The sequence below is a fragment of the Paraburkholderia sp. AV2 genome, from assembly GCF_054968425.1.
Window position 1 is genome coordinate 1 of record NZ_JBANLK010000025.1, and the last position, 17,018, is coordinate 17,018.

At 58.2% G+C, this 17,018-nt stretch carries 17 protein-coding genes; 7 read left to right on the forward strand and 10 right to left on the reverse strand.

Annotated features, from left to right (window positions below; all coding sequences use genetic code 11):
- Positions 1-53: 53 nt before the first annotated feature.
- Entirely contained in the window at positions 54-965 is a 912-nt protein-coding gene (locus tag V8683_RS17945; RefSeq protein ID WP_411190771.1) for a LysR substrate-binding domain-containing protein, read from the reverse strand.
- Between the two features lie 198 nt (positions 966-1,163).
- Between V8683_RS17945 and V8683_RS17950 the strand changes: the two genes are divergently transcribed.
- On the forward strand, positions 1,164-2,552 hold the full coding sequence (locus V8683_RS17950; protein WP_411190770.1) for an MFS transporter: 1,389 nt from the start codon (positions 1,164-1,166) through the stop codon (positions 2,550-2,552).
- Between the two features lie 71 nt (positions 2,553-2,623).
- On the opposite strand, the gene V8683_RS17955 is transcribed toward V8683_RS17950, so the two are convergent.
- Both V8683_RS17955 and V8683_RS17960 read right to left on the reverse strand, forming a co-directional pair.
- Positions 2,624-3,037, reverse strand: coding sequence for a VOC family protein (locus V8683_RS17955; protein ID WP_411190769.1), 414 nt, complete (start codon positions 3,035-3,037; stop codon positions 2,624-2,626).
- Between the two features lie 216 nt (positions 3,038-3,253).
- Positions 3,254-3,784 (reverse strand): GlcG/HbpS family heme-binding protein, encoded by a 531-nt coding sequence (locus V8683_RS17960; RefSeq protein WP_411190768.1) that lies wholly within the window; start codon positions 3,782-3,784, stop codon positions 3,254-3,256.
- 544 nt (positions 3,785-4,328) lie between these two features.
- Between V8683_RS17960 and V8683_RS17965 the strand changes: the two genes are divergently transcribed.
- From V8683_RS17965 to V8683_RS17975, 3 genes are all read left to right on the forward strand, one after another.
- Positions 4,329-4,610, forward strand: a complete 282-nt coding sequence (locus tag V8683_RS17965) for a DUF3331 domain-containing protein (RefSeq protein WP_411190767.1) — start codon at positions 4,329-4,331, stop codon at positions 4,608-4,610.
- A gap of 99 nt (positions 4,611-4,709) precedes the next feature.
- The gene (locus V8683_RS17970; RefSeq protein ID WP_411190766.1) at positions 4,710-5,210 is read left to right on the forward strand and encodes a carboxymuconolactone decarboxylase family protein; all 501 of its coding nucleotides are present in this window, start codon (positions 4,710-4,712) and stop codon (positions 5,208-5,210) included.
- A 61-nt stretch (positions 5,211-5,271) separates the two neighbouring features.
- The gene (locus V8683_RS17975) at positions 5,272-5,997 is read left to right on the forward strand and encodes an SDR family NAD(P)-dependent oxidoreductase (protein ID WP_411190764.1); all 726 of its coding nucleotides are present in this window, start codon (positions 5,272-5,274) and stop codon (positions 5,995-5,997) included.
- Between the two features lie 106 nt (positions 5,998-6,103).
- Here the strand turns inward: V8683_RS17975 and V8683_RS17980 are convergent, their stop codons facing one another.
- The 4 genes from V8683_RS17980 to V8683_RS17995 all read right to left on the reverse strand — a co-directional run bounded on the left by V8683_RS17980 (position 6,104) and on the right by V8683_RS17995 (position 10,523).
- Positions 6,104-7,012, reverse strand: coding sequence for a LysR substrate-binding domain-containing protein (locus V8683_RS17980; RefSeq protein WP_411190763.1), 909 nt, complete (start codon positions 7,010-7,012; stop codon positions 6,104-6,106).
- A gap of 356 nt (positions 7,013-7,368) precedes the next feature.
- Positions 7,369-8,394 (reverse strand): carbon-nitrogen hydrolase family protein, encoded by a 1,026-nt coding sequence (locus V8683_RS17985; protein ID WP_411190762.1) that lies wholly within the window; start codon positions 8,392-8,394, stop codon positions 7,369-7,371.
- Between the two features lie 27 nt (positions 8,395-8,421).
- Positions 8,422-10,194, reverse strand: a complete 1,773-nt coding sequence (locus tag V8683_RS17990; protein WP_411190761.1) for a solute symporter family protein — start codon at positions 10,192-10,194, stop codon at positions 8,422-8,424.
- Positions 10,191-10,523 carry a DUF485 domain-containing protein gene (locus tag V8683_RS17995; protein ID WP_411190760.1) on the reverse strand — a complete coding sequence of 111 codons (333 nt, stop codon included), beginning with the start codon at positions 10,521-10,523 and terminating at the stop codon, positions 10,191-10,193. The genes V8683_RS17990 and V8683_RS17995 overlap by 4 nt, the downstream gene beginning before the upstream one ends.
- Positions 10,524-10,687: 164 nt before the next feature.
- Here V8683_RS17995 and V8683_RS18000 point away from each other — a divergent pair, with 164 nt between their 5' ends.
- The gene (locus tag V8683_RS18000; protein ID WP_411190759.1) at positions 10,688-11,590 is read left to right on the forward strand and encodes a LysR family transcriptional regulator; all 903 of its coding nucleotides are present in this window, start codon (positions 10,688-10,690) and stop codon (positions 11,588-11,590) included.
- A gap of 15 nt (positions 11,591-11,605) precedes the next feature.
- Here V8683_RS18000 and V8683_RS18005 read toward each other — a convergent pair whose 3' ends face one another.
- The gene (locus V8683_RS18005) at positions 11,606-12,424 is read right to left on the reverse strand and encodes an AraC family transcriptional regulator (RefSeq protein WP_411190758.1); all 819 of its coding nucleotides are present in this window, start codon (positions 12,422-12,424) and stop codon (positions 11,606-11,608) included.
- A gap of 72 nt (positions 12,425-12,496) precedes the next feature.
- On the opposite strand from V8683_RS18005, the gene V8683_RS18010 reads away from it, so the two are divergent.
- On the forward strand, positions 12,497-13,699 hold the full coding sequence (locus tag V8683_RS18010) for an MFS transporter (protein WP_411190757.1): 1,203 nt from the start codon (positions 12,497-12,499) through the stop codon (positions 13,697-13,699).
- A 177-nt stretch (positions 13,700-13,876) separates the two neighbouring features.
- Here V8683_RS18010 and V8683_RS18015 read toward each other — a convergent pair whose 3' ends face one another.
- Complete coding sequence (locus V8683_RS18015) at positions 13,877-15,322, reverse strand: alpha/beta fold hydrolase (RefSeq protein WP_411190756.1); 1,446 nt, start codon at positions 15,320-15,322, stop codon at positions 13,877-13,879.
- A gap of 162 nt (positions 15,323-15,484) precedes the next feature.
- On the opposite strand from V8683_RS18015, the gene V8683_RS18020 reads away from it, so the two are divergent.
- Positions 15,485-16,051 (forward strand): TetR/AcrR family transcriptional regulator, encoded by a 567-nt coding sequence (locus V8683_RS18020; protein WP_411190755.1) that lies wholly within the window; start codon positions 15,485-15,487, stop codon positions 16,049-16,051.
- A gap of 275 nt (positions 16,052-16,326) precedes the next feature.
- Here V8683_RS18020 and V8683_RS18025 read toward each other — a convergent pair whose 3' ends face one another.
- On the reverse strand, positions 16,327-16,947 hold the full coding sequence (locus V8683_RS18025) for an FMN-dependent NADH-azoreductase (RefSeq protein ID WP_411190754.1): 621 nt from the start codon (positions 16,945-16,947) through the stop codon (positions 16,327-16,329).
- Positions 16,948-17,018: the final 71 nt, after the last annotated feature.

Genomic DNA, 17,018 nt, shown 5'->3' on the forward strand with positions numbered 1-17,018 from the left:
AACAGGTTGCGTTACGGGTTAACAGCCCCTACGAACTCTTTTTGAAACCGTTTCTAAGAGCCGAACCTCGCCAGCGACTCGCGCAATTGAGGCGCCACGAAGTCGATAAAACGCCGCAGCTTCAATGGCATCAAATTACGTGAAACGTGCACAAGATGTACCGGTACCGGCTCGACTTCGTACTCTTCCAGGAGCAGGCTCAATTTGCCTGACTCGACGGCTTCGGCTACGTGACAGTGAAGCAATTGAGTCACGCCGATCCCACGGATGGCCGCTTCCGCGGCCGTATCGGGTGTCGACACCTGAAGCCGTGGTTTGACGGTCACCGACATCGACTCATGGGAATCCGGCGATCTGAAACGCCATGTTGGAGATAGCATCGGACCAGTGAATACGACCGTCGGCATGGAGGTCAAATCGCCAGGCTGGCGTGGCACGCCTTGCCCGGCCAGTAACGCCGGGCTCCCGCATACCACGACGCGAAAAGCACAGAGTCTGGTGGCGATCAGATTACTGTCCGGCAGCCGCCCGATGCGAACAGCGACGTCTACACGTGAATCGACCAGATCGATGTTGCGATCCGACTGTAGTACCGTCACGTTAATATCCGGAAATAGCGCGAGGAAATCGACGATTTTCGGTAGCACGTGCACACGACCAAACAATACAGGCGTTGCAACCACGAGTTCCCCGCGCGGTACCGTGAATTCGCCCGCTACATCTCTCTCCTGCTCTTCGACAAGTTCCAGTATCTGCCGCGCAGCGACCGCGTAGGCATTACCCGCATCGGTTAGTGTCAGCTTGCGCGTCGTGCGCAGCAGAAGCTTGGTACCCAATTGGGCCTCCAGCTCGCTAACTTTGCGTGTGAGCGTCGGTATGGGAATGTTGAGTCCTCGGGCAGCGGCAGAAAGACTGCCTTTCTCCGCCGCCGCGAGCAGCATGCTCATTGCTTCCAGACGGTCCAAGATGTCTATCCAGTTTTCGAGAAAAAGTAACTCGAATTTAGTGAATTAAAAAATGGGAGCGGAGAAGGCAATATCTATCGCGAGACAACGCGACCGGGAGGGTGCGGATCACCAGGTTCGACTCGACCCCAGAACGCAAAGCAACGTCGCGGCCGCCACTACTGTCCACATCAAGCCCAAAAGCGTGATACGCAACTCATGAACACCATCGATAATCGGACATCATCTCAGTCAAATTTCCTCGCTTACTGGGTTCCAGTTCTGGCTACCAGCGCTGCATTCTTCATGATCGTGCTGGACACCTCGATCGTGAATCTCGCGCTCGCACGAATCGGTACGGACTTTCATTCGAATGTGGCGTCGCTCCAGTGGCTTGTGGACGGCTACGCGATGATTTTCGCCAGCCTCCTCCTCGGCTCCGGTGCGATCGGCGACAGACTTGGCGTGAAAGGTATCTTTATGACGGGGTTGCTCGTCTTCACTATTGCTTCCGGCCTCTGTGGCGTCGCACCTACGATGACCTCCCTGCAGTTTGCACGTATTTTGCAGGGCGTCGGTGCCGCATTGCTGCTGCCGAACTCGCTCGCTGCCATCAATCACACCTTTCTGGACGCGACGCAGCGATCGAAGGCGATCGGCGCGTGGGCGAGCGCAGGCGCGGTGGGCATTGCGGTCGGTCCTGTGCTCGGAGGAGTCCTCGTGCAGACGCTCGGCTGGCGCAGCATCTTTCTCGTCAATCTGCCTGTGGGCCTGCTCGCGCTCTGGATGACGCATGGTCATGTGCCCAAAGCCGCGCACCACGTCACGCGCTCGCTCGACCCGCTCGGTCAATTGCTCGGCGTCGCTACTCTGGCTAGCGCCACCTATGCGCTCATCAGCTCCGGCCGCCCTGCTTCGCACGGCGCGGGTCTGGTCGCTTCAGGTGTAGCGTGCGTGGTATTCGCTGGCACCTTCCTCATCGTAGAGGGCCGGCAAAAGAGCCCGATGCTGCCATTGCAACTCTTGACGATTCGCACGCTCGGTCCAGTTTCTCTCGCGGGATCGCTGCATAACGTAGCCATTTACGGTCTCATCTTCGTTCTTAGCCTCAAATTTCAACGTCTCTTCGATTTGACGCCGATGTCTGCCGGGCTGCTCTTTTTGCCGATGACTCTTGCGCTTGCCGGTGGGACACGCATTGGTACAAGAATCCTGCGCAAGTACAGTCCATTTAAGCCGCTCATTTGGGGACATCTCGCAGCCGGGTTCGGCGTGCTGCTACTCGCTGTGCCCGAACGCCTTCTGGTACCCCAAGCTTCGATCCTGCCGCTTATCATCATCGGGTTAGGCGCCGGCGTAACAACGCCTGCCATGGGCCTTGCAGTCCTGGATTCCGTAGCGCGTAGTCAGGGCGGCCTCGCCTCCGGTATTTTGAACAGTGCGCGCCAGGCTGGTGGCGTTATCGGCGTAGCCGTGCTCGGAGCATTACTCGGTGACCCTGTGACGTTGTCCGGCGTCCGTGCCGCCGAGTACACCGCCGCCATCTTCCTTTGCGCAGCTAGCCTGATCGCTTTCCTCGCCTCTCAGGAACGCGGTGCAAAGAAATGAACGGATGAACGAGATCCGATTTCATCCCAAACTGCGAGTCCAGTACCTTATCCTTGTGCCAGCGCTATCCATCAGACGCCCGGTGCGTAATTGAATTCAATGCGAATGCCGCCCGGCTCGTAGATCATCGTATGCGTCTTCGGTCCTTTTCCCAGCGGCTCCGGCATAAATTCGACTTGCACGCCGGGCCAGTTCGAAACACGGTGGAAGATATCGTCGAGAGCATCCGGGCTCTCGACCTTGATAGCAAGATGATGCAGGCCGATGTTCGACTTGCGATCGAATGCCACTACATGCTCCAGATTCTTTACCTCCCAGAGTGTCAACCGGGCATAACCGTCGGAGACGAAAATCGCCGGATACTCCGGCTTCTCCCCGACCTGTTCCCAGCCGAGACAGTCGATAAAGAAGTCCCGGGTATCGGCCAGATTGCGCACTGTCAGGCCAACATGATCGACACCGCGTGTCCGTGATTCCACTGCCATTTTCTTGCTCCTTCTGACTATCGTCATCAACAACGCACTGGATGTCGTCATCCGGTAGCGAGTGTTCTTACATCCGGACAGCACGTACTGAGAGCTGCTGTTCAGCTATCAGATCGGTATTTTCCCGACAACGCAAAACGGTTGCCCCAGGATGGCGCCACGCGCACCCAAAGGGTTGTACGACATCAATCTACCCGCTGTTCCTGCACCCCTGAATCAATGCAGGATCAAGCTCTCCACTTTGGCGGCACCTGCTTTCGCACAAACTTCGTCCTTGTCACCCCCCGGCGAGCCGCCAACACCAATTCCGCCAACGATTTCGTCATGAAACTTTATGGCCGCCCCGCCGGGGAGAGCAACGACATTCGGCGTCGATGCAAGTCCTTGGCCGGCGAGAGCAGGATATTTGGACAGCAATGCGAGAAACTGGCTCGTTGTGTCGATATGGAAGATCGGCCCCATCGTGACGATCGTATAAGCCTTTCGGAAAGCCGAGTCTTTCGTGTGGATAGTAGCGTGATCGCCGCGCAGTACCACCTGCGGCGTCCCCGCCACGTCGACGACAGTCGCCGTCACATCGTATCCAGACGCTGCGCAGGTTCGCACCGCTTCAAGCGCACCCTGCAGAGCAAGGTTCATCGGGAGCGTATAGCCACTCTCGGAGACCTGTGCATGCACACCGACACTTCCCGTCGCGATGCCGAGCGCCAGAAAGCCTGCCAGTGCAGATCGTTTCCTTTTCAACATTGACCGCCTCATAAGTTTTATTATGCAACTTATTTTCAAATGGAAAGCCCCATAGTCGAAGAAATCACGCATCAGTGATCATTCTGTACTCGCCCGAGAAATGCAAGCGTATCCGATACGGTCTCGTCGACTTTTTCTTCCGCAGCTTTGGATAGCGCCAAAAGAGATCGATGGACCGCGTGGAATGTTGTGAGGAACTCGATAGCTGCATTGTCCCGCATACGAGGTGACTCCACTTCGTCACTTTTTGAAGATATGTCTCTCGGATTTGATGGATTCACCACAAACCCGGTGATCGGCACAATTGCCAATGGACAAACGACTGTTCCGACCTCGTTCTTCCCGGCTTGGTCGCGCGTGCGGTCGTATCGACTAGAGATGTCGTGACGCTATCTGAACGATTGCCATCAAACAGATCGGGAGATTTCATATGCGCGAAACTGCACAACGTAGCCTATCCGATGTCGTGCATTGCTCAGGTTTGAGGGCAGGCTCCCGCAGCAATCCCACGAACGCAGCGTTGCGCGTTTGCCAACGCGTTCCCGTGTCCAAATTCGTCGAGCGCAAAGTCAGTGTGGTTGATGTTTTGACGTCCAGACTGATTGTCGTGTCATGGCAAACATCCACTGCAGGCCGCTACGGCTATCAAACCTGGCAAAAAGGCGTGGCATCACGCAACGGACTCTGTTCATTAACAGGCCAAAGTATCCGACGCGGAGATACGGTATTTCGGCCCAAAGGGGGGACCAGTCAGCGGCCAGTGAACTGGGACGAGATGATTCTTGCCGAGAACGTGAATGACGATGTCGATCCTGACCGGATTTGAATTCGCGCACCGTGTCGGTCGCTCCGTATGGTGCGGTACGGCGTAGCTAATACGGTCTTTCGCATTGACATGCGAACCATCTCATGGAGGACAACCGCTATGCGTCAGTTGATCACATCTGTACGCGGAGATCCGCTCAAATCCTCGCGTGCCCGGGCAAAGCGTACACGGACCGGCAAGGACACGCCAACGAGTTCGCGCGACGCAGTCGCACAGGGTGAGTCTGTCCTCGATAGTTACGCCGCGATGCGCAAGGCACTCTCGAATTCGCTCAACATTGCAACACTCGAGCACATCGATCACGCCACGGCTACATCCGCCGGTGCTGCGGCGCTTGCCTGGGTGGGAACGAGAAACGTCGAACGAGCCGGACTCGACATACGCGCGTCGGCCGCCATCACTTTCGCAGATCAGGTGATTCGATACCGAGGACATATTGCCGACGCCGATATCGACCAGATCCGCGCATCGGGATTCACGGATACGGAGATCGTCGCAATCGTCGCGGCGCTGGCGATCAATGTGATGATGAATGTGCTCACCAGGCTCGAATCGATTGAGAGAGATATCCCGGACAAGCGCGGCGAAGCATCATCGTGATCCGCCGGTTTGGCCAGCCAGTCAAGCCAACAATCCTTCTTTTTATTTTCAGGAGTTCATCATGTCTCGCACCGTCATCATCACCGGAGCCTCGAGCGGCATTGGCTTCGCACTCGCTCAGTCATACCTGACGTCTGGCTTCAATGTCGTCGGCAATGGACGCTCACGCGAGCGACTGGAAGCGGCGGCAGTCAAGCTCGGCAATCCCGCAAATTATATCGGCGTGGAAGGCGACATCGCAGTCGCCGACACGTCGCGACGCCTGTTCGATGCCGCGATCGACCGATTCGGGAAAGTCGATATTCTCGTCAACAACGCCGGCATCTTTATCGCGAAGCCGATCACGCACTACACGGCTGACGACTTCGACACGCTGATCGACACCAACCTGCGCGGTTTTTTCTATCCGACTCAGATCGCGGCCGCGCATATGACCGAAAAGGGCGGCGGACATATCGTCAACATCACGGCTGTGGTGGGCATTCAACCCAATGCAAACGTGCCTGCCACGTTACCGGCACTGGTGAAGGGTGGCCTCAATCAGGCGACCCGTTCGCTTGCGACCGAGCTTGCCAGGCACAACATCAAGGTCAATGCGGTAGCACCCGGCGTAGTCGATACCCCGCTCCACAGCCCGGAAAAGCATGCCTTCCTCTCGACTCTGAATCCGTTTGGGCGACTTGGCCAGGTGAAGGAGATTGTCGATGCAGTTCGATATCTCACGGACGCTGACTTTACTACCGGTGTTATTCTCGCGGTAGATGGTGGCGCCGCCGCAGGGCGTTAAGCGCGCAGGTTGAGCCGCGCGGCGTCGATGGCCAACCGGCCGCCAAGGCTCGACCGCTAATGACGACGCGCGGCGCAAACCGGCCACGTTGTCCACGATGGGAAGCTCACTGAAAGCGGGCTAGCGACTCTCGCAAACGCGGCGCAACGAAATCGATAAAGCGCCGCAGTTTGAGTGGCATCAGGTTACGCGAAACGTGAACGAGATGAATCGGCACTCGCTCGACTTCGAAATCCGGCAAGACAATCTGCAACCTGCCTTCGTCGATCTCATCGGCGACGTGGTAATGCAGTAGCTGTGTGAACCCGACACCGCGCGTTGCAGCATCGACTGCAGAATCCGGCGTTGATACCTGAAGACGCGGCGCGACGGGAACAACCAGGCGTTCGCCAGTTGCCGGCACCTTGAAACTCCATTCAGGCGAAAGCATCGGACCATTGAACATCACACACGGCATGTCGAGCAGCTCGGACGGATGTTGCGGTACGCCGTGTCCCGCAAGAAAGGCGGGGCTTGCGCAAACTACCACGCGAAACGATCCCACTCGCGTCGCAATCATGCCGCTGTCAGGCAGTTTGCCTAGACGCACCGCCAGATCAACGCGGTCGTCGACCAGATCAACGTTCCGGTCGGACTGCACCAGCTTCACATTGATTTCGGGAAACAACGCAATGAAATCGGTAATCAAAGGCAGGACGTGCATGCGCCCGAAAAGATTGGAAGAGGCGACGACCAGGTCACCGCGCGGCGCCGTGAATTCCCCTGCGGCTTCACGCTCCTGCTCCTCGACGAGGTCGAGAATTCGGCGTGCAGCCGTCACGTAGGCAAGACCCGTGTCGGTCAACGTCAATTTGCGCGTCGTCCGTGTGAGCAATTTTGTCCCGAGCTGCTCCTCCAGGTCGCTGACCTTACGCGTGAGCGTAGGTACTGGCACGTTCAGATCGCGCGCGGCAGCCGACAAACTGCCTTTGTCGACAGCCGCGATCAGCATTGCCATAGCTTCAAGTCGGTCCACGTCACTTGTCCGTATTCTGAGAAGACTATGTTCGATTCTAGTGGATGTTTCCCCTCATGAGCGGCCCATTTGAGGCCTTTGGAACTCGCCTCGGGCTGAGTCCAGTTACAGGATTCAATTTCTCATATCTTGAGAATATGCCACTCAAATTTTGAGGCTTCACGGACGATGCAGACGACGTCATGATAGTGGCGCGTCCCATCGGACCACGCTGGTGATAAGAGGTCGCCACGATAATTCATTCGTTTCGGTAACCACTGAGGCGTATCAGCGCGATCTCCCCGACACCGAAGACGTGGTGTGGTATCGATTGACGGGCGACGTTTGCAACCCAGAAGCCCCCGCCTCCAGCAAATTCAACCTGCGTCCTCCACCTCGACCTCGGGGCTCGCTTGCGCCATTTTCCGTTCTCGCCAGGTGACCGGCTCTTGACGCGCGCGGTCGACACTCAGAGCAAAAATGTCGAAGCGATTGTAGTAGCCGACCACGTCGTGAAACTGCTTCGGCTCGATACAGCGATTCAAATCGAATTCGGCATAAGCGATCCCCTCTTTCTCGCACAGCAGATCACCCACGGGTGAACCGGTTGGATCGACGAACATCGTTGCCGCACGGGACGACCCGTCGAGCACGGCAGCCGCTTCGGGGTTCCGTGCGATCAAAAAGTCCCGCATCTGCGCGTCCATGTATCCAGCGCAGATAATGCCAAATGCCTTTGCTTCGAACGAGTGCGCTCCCGCGCGCAACCGATTCGCCGCAACATTATCGAAGTTGCGACCGGTCACCGGACGCCGCGTCGGCCAGAGCGCCGGCCAGCTCGAAATATGGATCTGCTCGCCCTGCGCCATTAGCGAATAACGCGCCAATGGATTCGTGTTCTCTCCGCAGATCAAACCCCCAATGCGGCCAATGGGCGTGTCGGCAACCTGCAGTCCGGCACCATCGCCTGAGGCCCAAAGAAGCTTCTCATAGAAGGTCGGGACGAGCTTGCGATGATGATTGATAACCACGCCCTGAGCATCGATGAGCACAGTCGAATTCCAGAGGCAACCAACACTCGCATGTGATCGCTCGCTGAAGCCGAGCGAGACGTAGATGCCGTTGCGGGCAGCTTCGGCCGCAATTTGCTCGATTTCAGGGCCATCGGCATAGAGGCTCTCTTCGGTGAAGCGTTCGAACAGGTCATGATTGTCGATTGGAGCCCACAGGGCAGCCCACACCGGAAATGCCGGTATGAACGACTCCGGGAAGGCAATGAGCTGCGCGCCGTTCTGACTGGCTTCGCGGATCAGATCGATGGCCTTGGCGACCGTTTCGCGGCGATTGAGAAAAACCGGCGCGGCGTGCGCGGCTGCCACTTTGACGAGAGGAAGCTGAGACATAAGAATTTCCTTTTATGCAAATTCAATCTAGTGATCAGTGGCGGGCACGGCTTGCCACGCCGTCTCTCGACGGACCACGAGCTCTGCCCACCGCGACGCAGCGAGCGGATCGCGGGTGATCAATGAGACCAGGATAACGAGCAAAAAGCCGACAGGGATCGAGATGACGCCTGGATTACGCAATCCGATCAACGGTTTGCGCAGGCCGACAAAACTCGTCGCGTCGGGCGCGATACCGCGCGCTGTCGCCTCCGCGGCCGCCTGCTCCACAAGCAACGTATCGCGCTGCGCGACGTCGTGCACGGAGGAAAGATGCAGCGCGATGGCTTCGGCACGCTGTTGCGCACCTTCGCGCACGAGAGCCGGATAGTTCATATTCGGAGAAATCAGCACGAGCGCCACGGCAACGATCGTGCCGCCGACAATACCGACGATCACGCCTTGTGTCGTGCAACGTTTCCAGTACAAGGTGAGCACGAGCGCCGGCAAATTTGCCGATGCCGCAACCGCATAACCCAATCCAACCAACTGGGCCACGTTCTGCCCGCGCTCGAGAATGCTCACGGCAATGGCCACCACGCCGACGAACAGCGTTGCGATGCGAGCTGCTGTGACCTGCTGCCGCTCGCTTGCCTCGCCGTTGCGCCACGCACCAACATAGACGTCGTGGGCCAGTGACGACGCAGCGGCAAGCGTGAGCCCGGCAACCACGGCAACAATGGTCGCGAAGGCAACTGCCGCAACAAATGCGAGCATCAGGTCGCCGCCCACGCTGGTGGCTCCCCCCGCCAGCGCCTGCGCCAACAACGGCGCAGCGAGGTTGCCGCCTTTATCGAACGCAACGATGCGCGGCGCGCCGACATACCACGCGGCGGCAAGACCGATGACCACGATGAACAGATGGCAGGCGCCGATGCTGAGCATGGCCCACAACACCGAATGACGCGCCGCCTTTGCATCTTTGACGGTGAAAAACCGCATCATGATATGCGGCATCGCAGCCGTGCCCAGCACAAGGGCAAGACCGAGCGAAAAGAGTTCGAGCGGCTTATCCAGATACAGGCCCGGCTCCATGAAGCGCCAGCCGAGAGCTTGCCCGGAGAGCCCGGCAGCAGCGGAAAAGCTGGCGACATGCGCTTGTATGAGCGGACTGTCCACGATCGCCTGCATGAACGCCGGCGCCCTGAAGCCAAACGGCATCCAGGCAAGCACGACCAGGATGAATGAAGCGCCGATCAACAAGATAGCCTTGATCACCTGAACCCAGGTTGTTGCGCGCATGCCGCCGCAGGCCACGTAGATCAGCATGAGGACGCCTACGCCGAGCACGGACACGGTATAGTCGATGCCAACCAGCGCCCGCACAATCACGGCGCCGCCGACCACCTGCGGAATCATGTACGCCAGCGCGACGACGACGCTCGATAGTGCCGACACGGCTTTCGTCGATCGGAAACCGTTACGCATCACGAGCACGTCGCCGATCGTGTAGCGTCCAAGATTGCGGCAGGGTTCCGCGATGAATAGCAGTACGGGAATAAAGGCTGCGAAGAATCCGACCAGATAGATAATGCCGTCGAAACCGTAAAGCGCGATCAGCCCCGAAGCCCCAAGGAAAGCGGCGGCCGAGAGATAGTCGCCAGCGATGGCAAGACCGTTCCGCGCAGGACTGATCGCACCGCCGGCAGTATAGAAGTCACCGGCTGTGCGATTTCGCCGCGAGGCGTAATAGGTGATGAGGAGTGTTGAAGCAATCACTAGCGCAAAAACAAGGAAGGTCAACCCGCGATGCTGGATCACGCTATCTCCCCCACCGGCGAAGCCTGCTGCCTGTCCTGTGTGAATAGTTGCGCTTCGTGATCGAGCGAAGCGGTACGCCTCAGAAACACCCACGCGATCAGGCCACCGAATGGATATTGCGAGATGGCGAACAGTGTGCCGAGATTGAGACCGTCTGTGATACGGATGCGAAACCAGCCAGGTGCTCCGGCGATCAGAACGGGAATCGCGAAGTAGTAAACAGCAGCCAATATTCCCAGCGTGAGAACGATATTTCGACGGCGGCGAGCGAGCTTCTGGAAGCGCTGACTGGCCAGGACAGCCTGCCAGTCAATATCGGAGTTCGGCATGCAATTTCTCCAGGTGAACGGGATTGGCCGCGCTGCAGCATGCTGACGCGAAGGTGAAGGCAGTTTAAAGATCGCCTGGCAAACCCAAAATCAGAAAACAATCACTAGCGTGTGCAAATATGCACAGCGAAGATAGAGGCTGACCAAAGACACGGGAAACACCCATGAACATCAACAAGCTGATCTGGGACGACCTCCGGGTATTTCTCGCGGTTGCGCGCCACGGCAATTTATCGCGTGCCGGGCGCAGTCTCGGAATGGATCACGCCACCGTCGGCCGACGCATCTCGGCACTGGAGTTCGCGCTGGAGACACCTGTGTTCGAGCGGGATCGGCAAGGTTGCCGCCTCAATGCACAAGGACGCGAGATGCTGGTGCATGTCGAAGCGGTCGAGGCCAGTCTGCTCACCCTGGCCGACACGCTGGAGAACGGTGCGCCCGGCCTCGCCGGTCACGTCCGCATCGCCACAATGGAAGGCATCGCCTCGCTTTATCTGAGCGAACAGCTAACCCGTTTCCGGCAGACGCATCCTGGTATCGTCATCGAACTCATCACTTCGTCGCATGACGTGCGAATCTCTCAACGCGAAGCGGACATCTTCCTCGGCTTTTTCGAGCCCCGCGGCGCTAATGTGGAAACGCGCCGCATCGGGCGCTTTCCGCTTCATCTATATGCCAGTGCCGAATATCTGGAGCGTCATGGCACGCCTCGTTCGCCCGATGAACTGCACAAACACATGTTCGTGGGCTATATCGACGACCTCATCCAGCTCGATGCCGTGCGCTGGCTCGATGAGACAATTGATCATCCTGAAATCAACTTCTATTCCAGCAGTATGCTTGCCCAGATGTTCGCTGCCGCAGCGGGCGCTGGCATCGTCATGTTGCCGGCATTTGCGCGGGCGGAGCGCTTCGGACTCGTTGGTGTGCTTCAGCAAGATATTCACGTGCATCGTGACGTGTGGATCAGCACCAATCAGTATTTGCACCGCGTGCCACGTATCAAGGCCGTTCTCGCTTATCTTGGCGAGATCTTCGCCGTTGACTTTCCGGCGCAAGGCACCTGATCCGACGGCGGCACATCACGGCCGCTCCTGCAGATAATCGGTGGGCGCCTGCCCCATGACCTGACGAAACATGGCGCTGAACGCACTCGGGCTGGCATATCCCAGTTCTTCGGCTATCTGGAATACCGGGTCGCCATGCGCAAGCCGGCTGAGTGCCTCGGCGAGGCGTACCTGCTGAACCCACTGCCGGAACGTCAGGCCCGTCTCCCGGATGAAAAGCCGTATCAGTGTGCGCGCGCTTGCGCCCACGCGCTCGGACCAGTAATCGATAGTCATGGGCGTATGCGGCGCATCGAGGATGGACTCACAGATCGATAACAGCCTGCGGTCACGCGGCCACGGAATATGGACGGCCAGAGAAGGAGCGATATCTAGTTCGCTCAGAATCAGGTCGACGATATGAAGGTTTCTATCGGTCAGTGCATATTCGACAGGTTCGGCGAGCAGGGCAAGAATCAGCTCCCGCAACAAAGGACGGATTTCCAGCGTCCGGCATGTGTTGCCGAAGCGCCGGGAGACGGCCGGTTCGATGTACACGGTCCGGATCAACGTGGGACTCAGCATCAACTGGTCGTGGACGACATGCGCCGGAATCCATAAGCCCCTTTGTGGAGGCAACAGCCATATGCCGTTTTCTGTAGCCGCCCGCATCAACCCGGAGGTTGCATAAAGCAACTGTCCGCGCGGATGACTGTGCGCGGGAATGTAGCCGCCCGTCGCTTCATTACGAGCCATTCCGGTTATGACGCGCGGCACGGATTGATAAGCGCCGGGATCAAGGCTTTTCTCTTCCCGCTGGGACTTGTCACTTCCGCGACGAATCTTGTCACGCATCGTCATTTCGCTCCGTGCTCGAAAAAAATAACATCTCGCAACATCATCCCATCTTGACGGACAGGTTTCCCAATGAATACCCGCACGCGAACCGACGAAAGACCAGCCACCTCCCTGCTCGCCCCGATTGTGCTGCTGCTCATCGTATCGCTGGCACTTCGACCGGGGATCGTATCGATCGGTCCCATTCTCCTGTCGATACGGCAACACTTCAGACTGACCTACTCCGAAGCCGCGTTGTTGACGTCCATTCCTGATGTATGCATGGGGCTATTCGTCCTGTGCGTGCCGGCCCTCAGCCGCAGGCTGGGCATTGAGCGCACCATCGCGCTGTCATTGCTACTTCTTGGTCTTGCCATTTTTTTTCGTGCGCTTGCGACTTCCGCACCCGTGCTGCTGTTCTGGACCGCGCTGGTCGGTATCGGCATCGCAGTTGCCGGTGCGCTGATCGGTGGTTGGATCAAGGAACACTTCGCTGATCAGGCGTCGCTGTTCATGGGCATCTATGCCGGTGGACTCAGCATCGGCGCGACAATCGCAGCCGTCGGCACCGGCTATATTGCCGCGCTCTTCAAGAACTGGCGATATGGCGCAGGCATGTGGTGCGTTATTGCCGTAACCGCACTCGCCAGTTGGAGCTATCTCGCGCGCCATATGCGTCGTCAAACTGCCCATCCCGCCGATCAAAAAGCTCGGGCAGAGATCGCACTGCCGTGGCACGAAGGCCGCGCCTGGCTGCTTGCAGTCTTTTTCGGATTGAGTCAGTTTGTTGCGTACGCATGCCTTGCATGGCTTGCGCCCTGGAATAATGAAGAGCATATGAGCGACATCCCCGGTGGGTTGATGCTCAGCGTATTCACGCTTTTTCTCGCAGCCGGCAGCTTTGCAGCAGGAGGATTTGCCGGGAAGTCCGGAGACCGCCGCCTCTGGCTCCTTTTGGGAACAATTATCTCGGCTGTGGGTTTCCTCGGACTGGCATTCCTCCCCTCTACGTGGCCAACTCTGTTCGTTGTCGCAATTGCATTCGGCCAGGGCGTATGCTTCGCGATGGGGATGATGCTGCCGCTCGACAACGCCGCCAAAGCCAGCGACGGCCACGCATGGACGATGTTTGTCCTGTGCATCGGCTACATGATCGCAGCGCTTGGGCCGCTCAGTTTCGGCTTTCTGCGTGACTGGCGCGGGGAGTTCTCCGATTCGTGGCTCCTGCTTCTGGCAATCAGCCTCGCTATGCTTGCGATGATTCCCTCCCTCAAACGCAAAACGATCAAATGACACAAGCGTCGTGAGACATCGTCTCCGGAGCAGACCGGTCGCTACCCTCTTTGACATCTCGGCATATTGCGCTCGCGACCGGTCGCCTGCTCAATTCGCCTGCAACTGCGCGTCAATCGCATCGCAATTGCATCGCCAGTGACGACCGGGTCGCGCATGCGCAAAACCTGGCCTGCTTCAGGCAGCGGAGCCGGATGCGGGCAGAAACGCCGAGTCGATCTCGGGTCGTGCGAGATGGGCGAGCGTATTGGCGAAGGTCTTGCTCGCCACGGCCAGCACAATCGCTACCACGGCCCGGCGATCGAAGCCTTCAGCAGTCAGTGCATTAACATCGCTATCCGAGACCTGAGTCCGTTTCGACGCAACGGCGGTCGCGAACCTGCGCACGGCTTCGAGTTGAGCGTCTGCGAGCGGCCCGCCCACTCGCAGAGCTTCGACGACGTCCGCCGGTGCGCCCAGCTTGCCGGCAAGCGTTGCGTGGACTGCGATACCGTACTCGGCGGCATTGGCATGACTCGCGGCGACCAGCGCGACCTGCTGGGCAACCGGGCTCAAGGATGTCGCCTGGAGCGCCTGGAGCGTCGCAAGATAGGCGCCGAGCGCCGACGGCTCAGCCGCAAGCGCATAGCCGAGGTTCGGCACAAAGCCGAACACGCCGCGCATCGCATCAAGAAGCGGTTGTGCCTGCTCCGGCACTGCGGCCTCGTTCAACTCGCCGAAAAGCGCTCGCCCCTGTGCCTTGTCCAACGTCCTTGCAAGGAACGCGCGGATAATGCCCGCGATCTCGTCAAGGTGCGTCTCGAGCGGGAAGTGGCCAGCGTCGACAAAGTGGATTTCCGCATCCGGAATGTCGCGACGAAATGCTTCGGCGCCGGGGGGGACGAAGAATGGATCGTTCTTCCCCCACACCGCTAGCGTCGGCGGACGATGGGTACGGAAATATTCGTGGAAGCGCGGATAAGCCACCACGTTGCTCTTGTAGTCACCGAACAGATCGAGCTGGATATCGTCGTTGCCAGTCCGTTCGAGAAAATGCTGATCGAGCGTGTAGCTTTCCGGCGCAATCAATGCGACATCCTTCTCGCCATGCGTGTACTGGAACTGCGTTGTTTCCGCCTTCAGAAAGGCCCGCAAATTGTTGCGATTTTCCTCAGTGGGTTCCTGCCAGTATGCCCGGATCGGGTTCCATCCTTCACTCAGACCCTCTTCGTACGCGTTACCGTTCTGGGTAATCAACGCGGTAACCCGTCCCGGTTGTGACACCGCCAGACGAAAGCCCACCGGGGCGCCGTAGTCGAACACGTAGAGCGCATACCGGCTCAAACCGATAGTCTGAGTGAATTGCTCGATTACCTCCGCCAGGTGATCAAACGTGTAACCAAACTGGGCCGCCTCTGGCGCATCGGAAAAACCGAAACCAGGGAGATCCGGTGCGATTACACGGTACTTGTCCGCCAGCCGGCCGATCAAACCGCGATATTGATGACTCGAGGTCGGAAAGCCATGCAGGAGCAGGACCGCGGGCGCATCCTGCGGACCCGCCTCGCGATAAAAAAGATTGAGGGCCGAACCTGAACGCGGGTCAGCAACAGAAACCGTGCGATAGCTGGAAAACGTCGACATGCTGAAATCTCCTGAGTAGAAAGAATGCTCGGCCTGCCCAAATTGAACCGAACGATCGGTACAGTACAAACGAAATCTGTATTAGTCAAGTATTGATTTACCAGATCCAATGCCGTAGTCTATTGACCTGTACCGAATGATCGGTTTTCCTGGAAATTCAGCATGCCGGCTATCCCCACGTCGAAGGACGAAATCGTTGACCGATTGTTCACGGTGTTTCGCGACCAAGGTTTTGACGGCACCTCGATTTCGGATCTGTCGCGAGCAACCGGGTTGGGGAAATCCAGCCTCTACCATCATTTCCCGGATGGCAAAGAGCAGATGGCCGAGGCGGTACTCGATCGAGCGAAAATCCTGATTGATCGCGAGCTGCTCGATGCAGCGTGTAGCCCCAGTCCTCTGAAGCCTCGCGTCCGCAAGATAGTGGCGGCGCTTGACCATATGTATGCCGGGGGCCGGGCTTCCTGCGTTCTCGGACAGATGACCACTTCTGCAATCGGCCCCGAAGCTCGGCGCGGCTTGCAGGATGCGTTCACGCATTGGATCGAGGCAATCGAGAAGTTGGCGGCCGACAGTGGCCTGTCGGCATCGCGTGCGCGACATTTTGCGGAGGACTGGGTGGCGCGCCTCCAGGGCGCCTTGATTATTCAGGCAGCAAGCGGCAATACCGGACCCTATAAGCGAACGCTCCAGGCCTTGCTGGATCTTGCGAAAGACGACACCGTCTAGAGCGACCTGCAGGCGTCGCCCCCCTGGGCCGTTCAACGATGCAATAGCCGTATTCCAACGACTGCGAACTGCCACCCAGACAGTGCCCGGCTGAGTCTCGCCGCTGAGTGACAGTTTCATCATACAACTCCCTAACCGTTGTACCGGAAGCATGGCTCTGGCAATCCCGTGAGCACGGGCATACTCACGGGCACAGGTACTCATACAACGACGCGACGGACATGCACCGCCAACCTGACTCGGTCGATGCACGCCCGCTTTGACTCCCCCGGGGCTCAGCGCCGTGCAGCCTCTTTCGCCGCCTCCTGAGCACTTGCCAGTCCGGCCGCCGCGTCGGCGGTCAGGATGTTCGGCTGGTAGCGAACACTGGCAATGTCGTCGATCCCGATGAACTGAAGCCAGTCATCGAAATAGGCTGAGTGGAAGTCACTGCCAAAGCCCTTCGCGGCCCCGGGTCCATAAACACCGCTCGTGTAAATGGCCGTCGCACGCTTGTTTTTGAGCAACCCGCTGTAGCCCGTAGCCGGATCAAACCCGAACAGCAATCCCGGCTGGGTGATAATGTCGATATAGAGCTTCAGGCGATACGGAATGCCGCTATTCCACATCGGCACCGTGAACAGGAAATCGTCCGCGCTAGCAAAATGATTGGTGATCCTGGCAATCTCGTCCCAGGCACTTTGCTGTGCGCCATTCATCTCGGGGTCGCCGAAGAAGCTCATCTTCGCAGCAGCACGATCGCCGTCGAACTCAGGCAGTGAAGCCTGCCACAGGTCCAACTCCTCGATCTCTGCGTTCGGATGCCTGGCGCGATAAGTCTCGATAAAGGCCGCCGCGACTTGAGCACTGCGCGAGCGATCACCACGGGGCGATCCTTTTACATAAAGCAGTTTCATAATTTCACTTCTCCTGGAAAGATTGCGATTTCGCCTACAGCTACCGCTCCTACTTTTGCCTATACGTCATC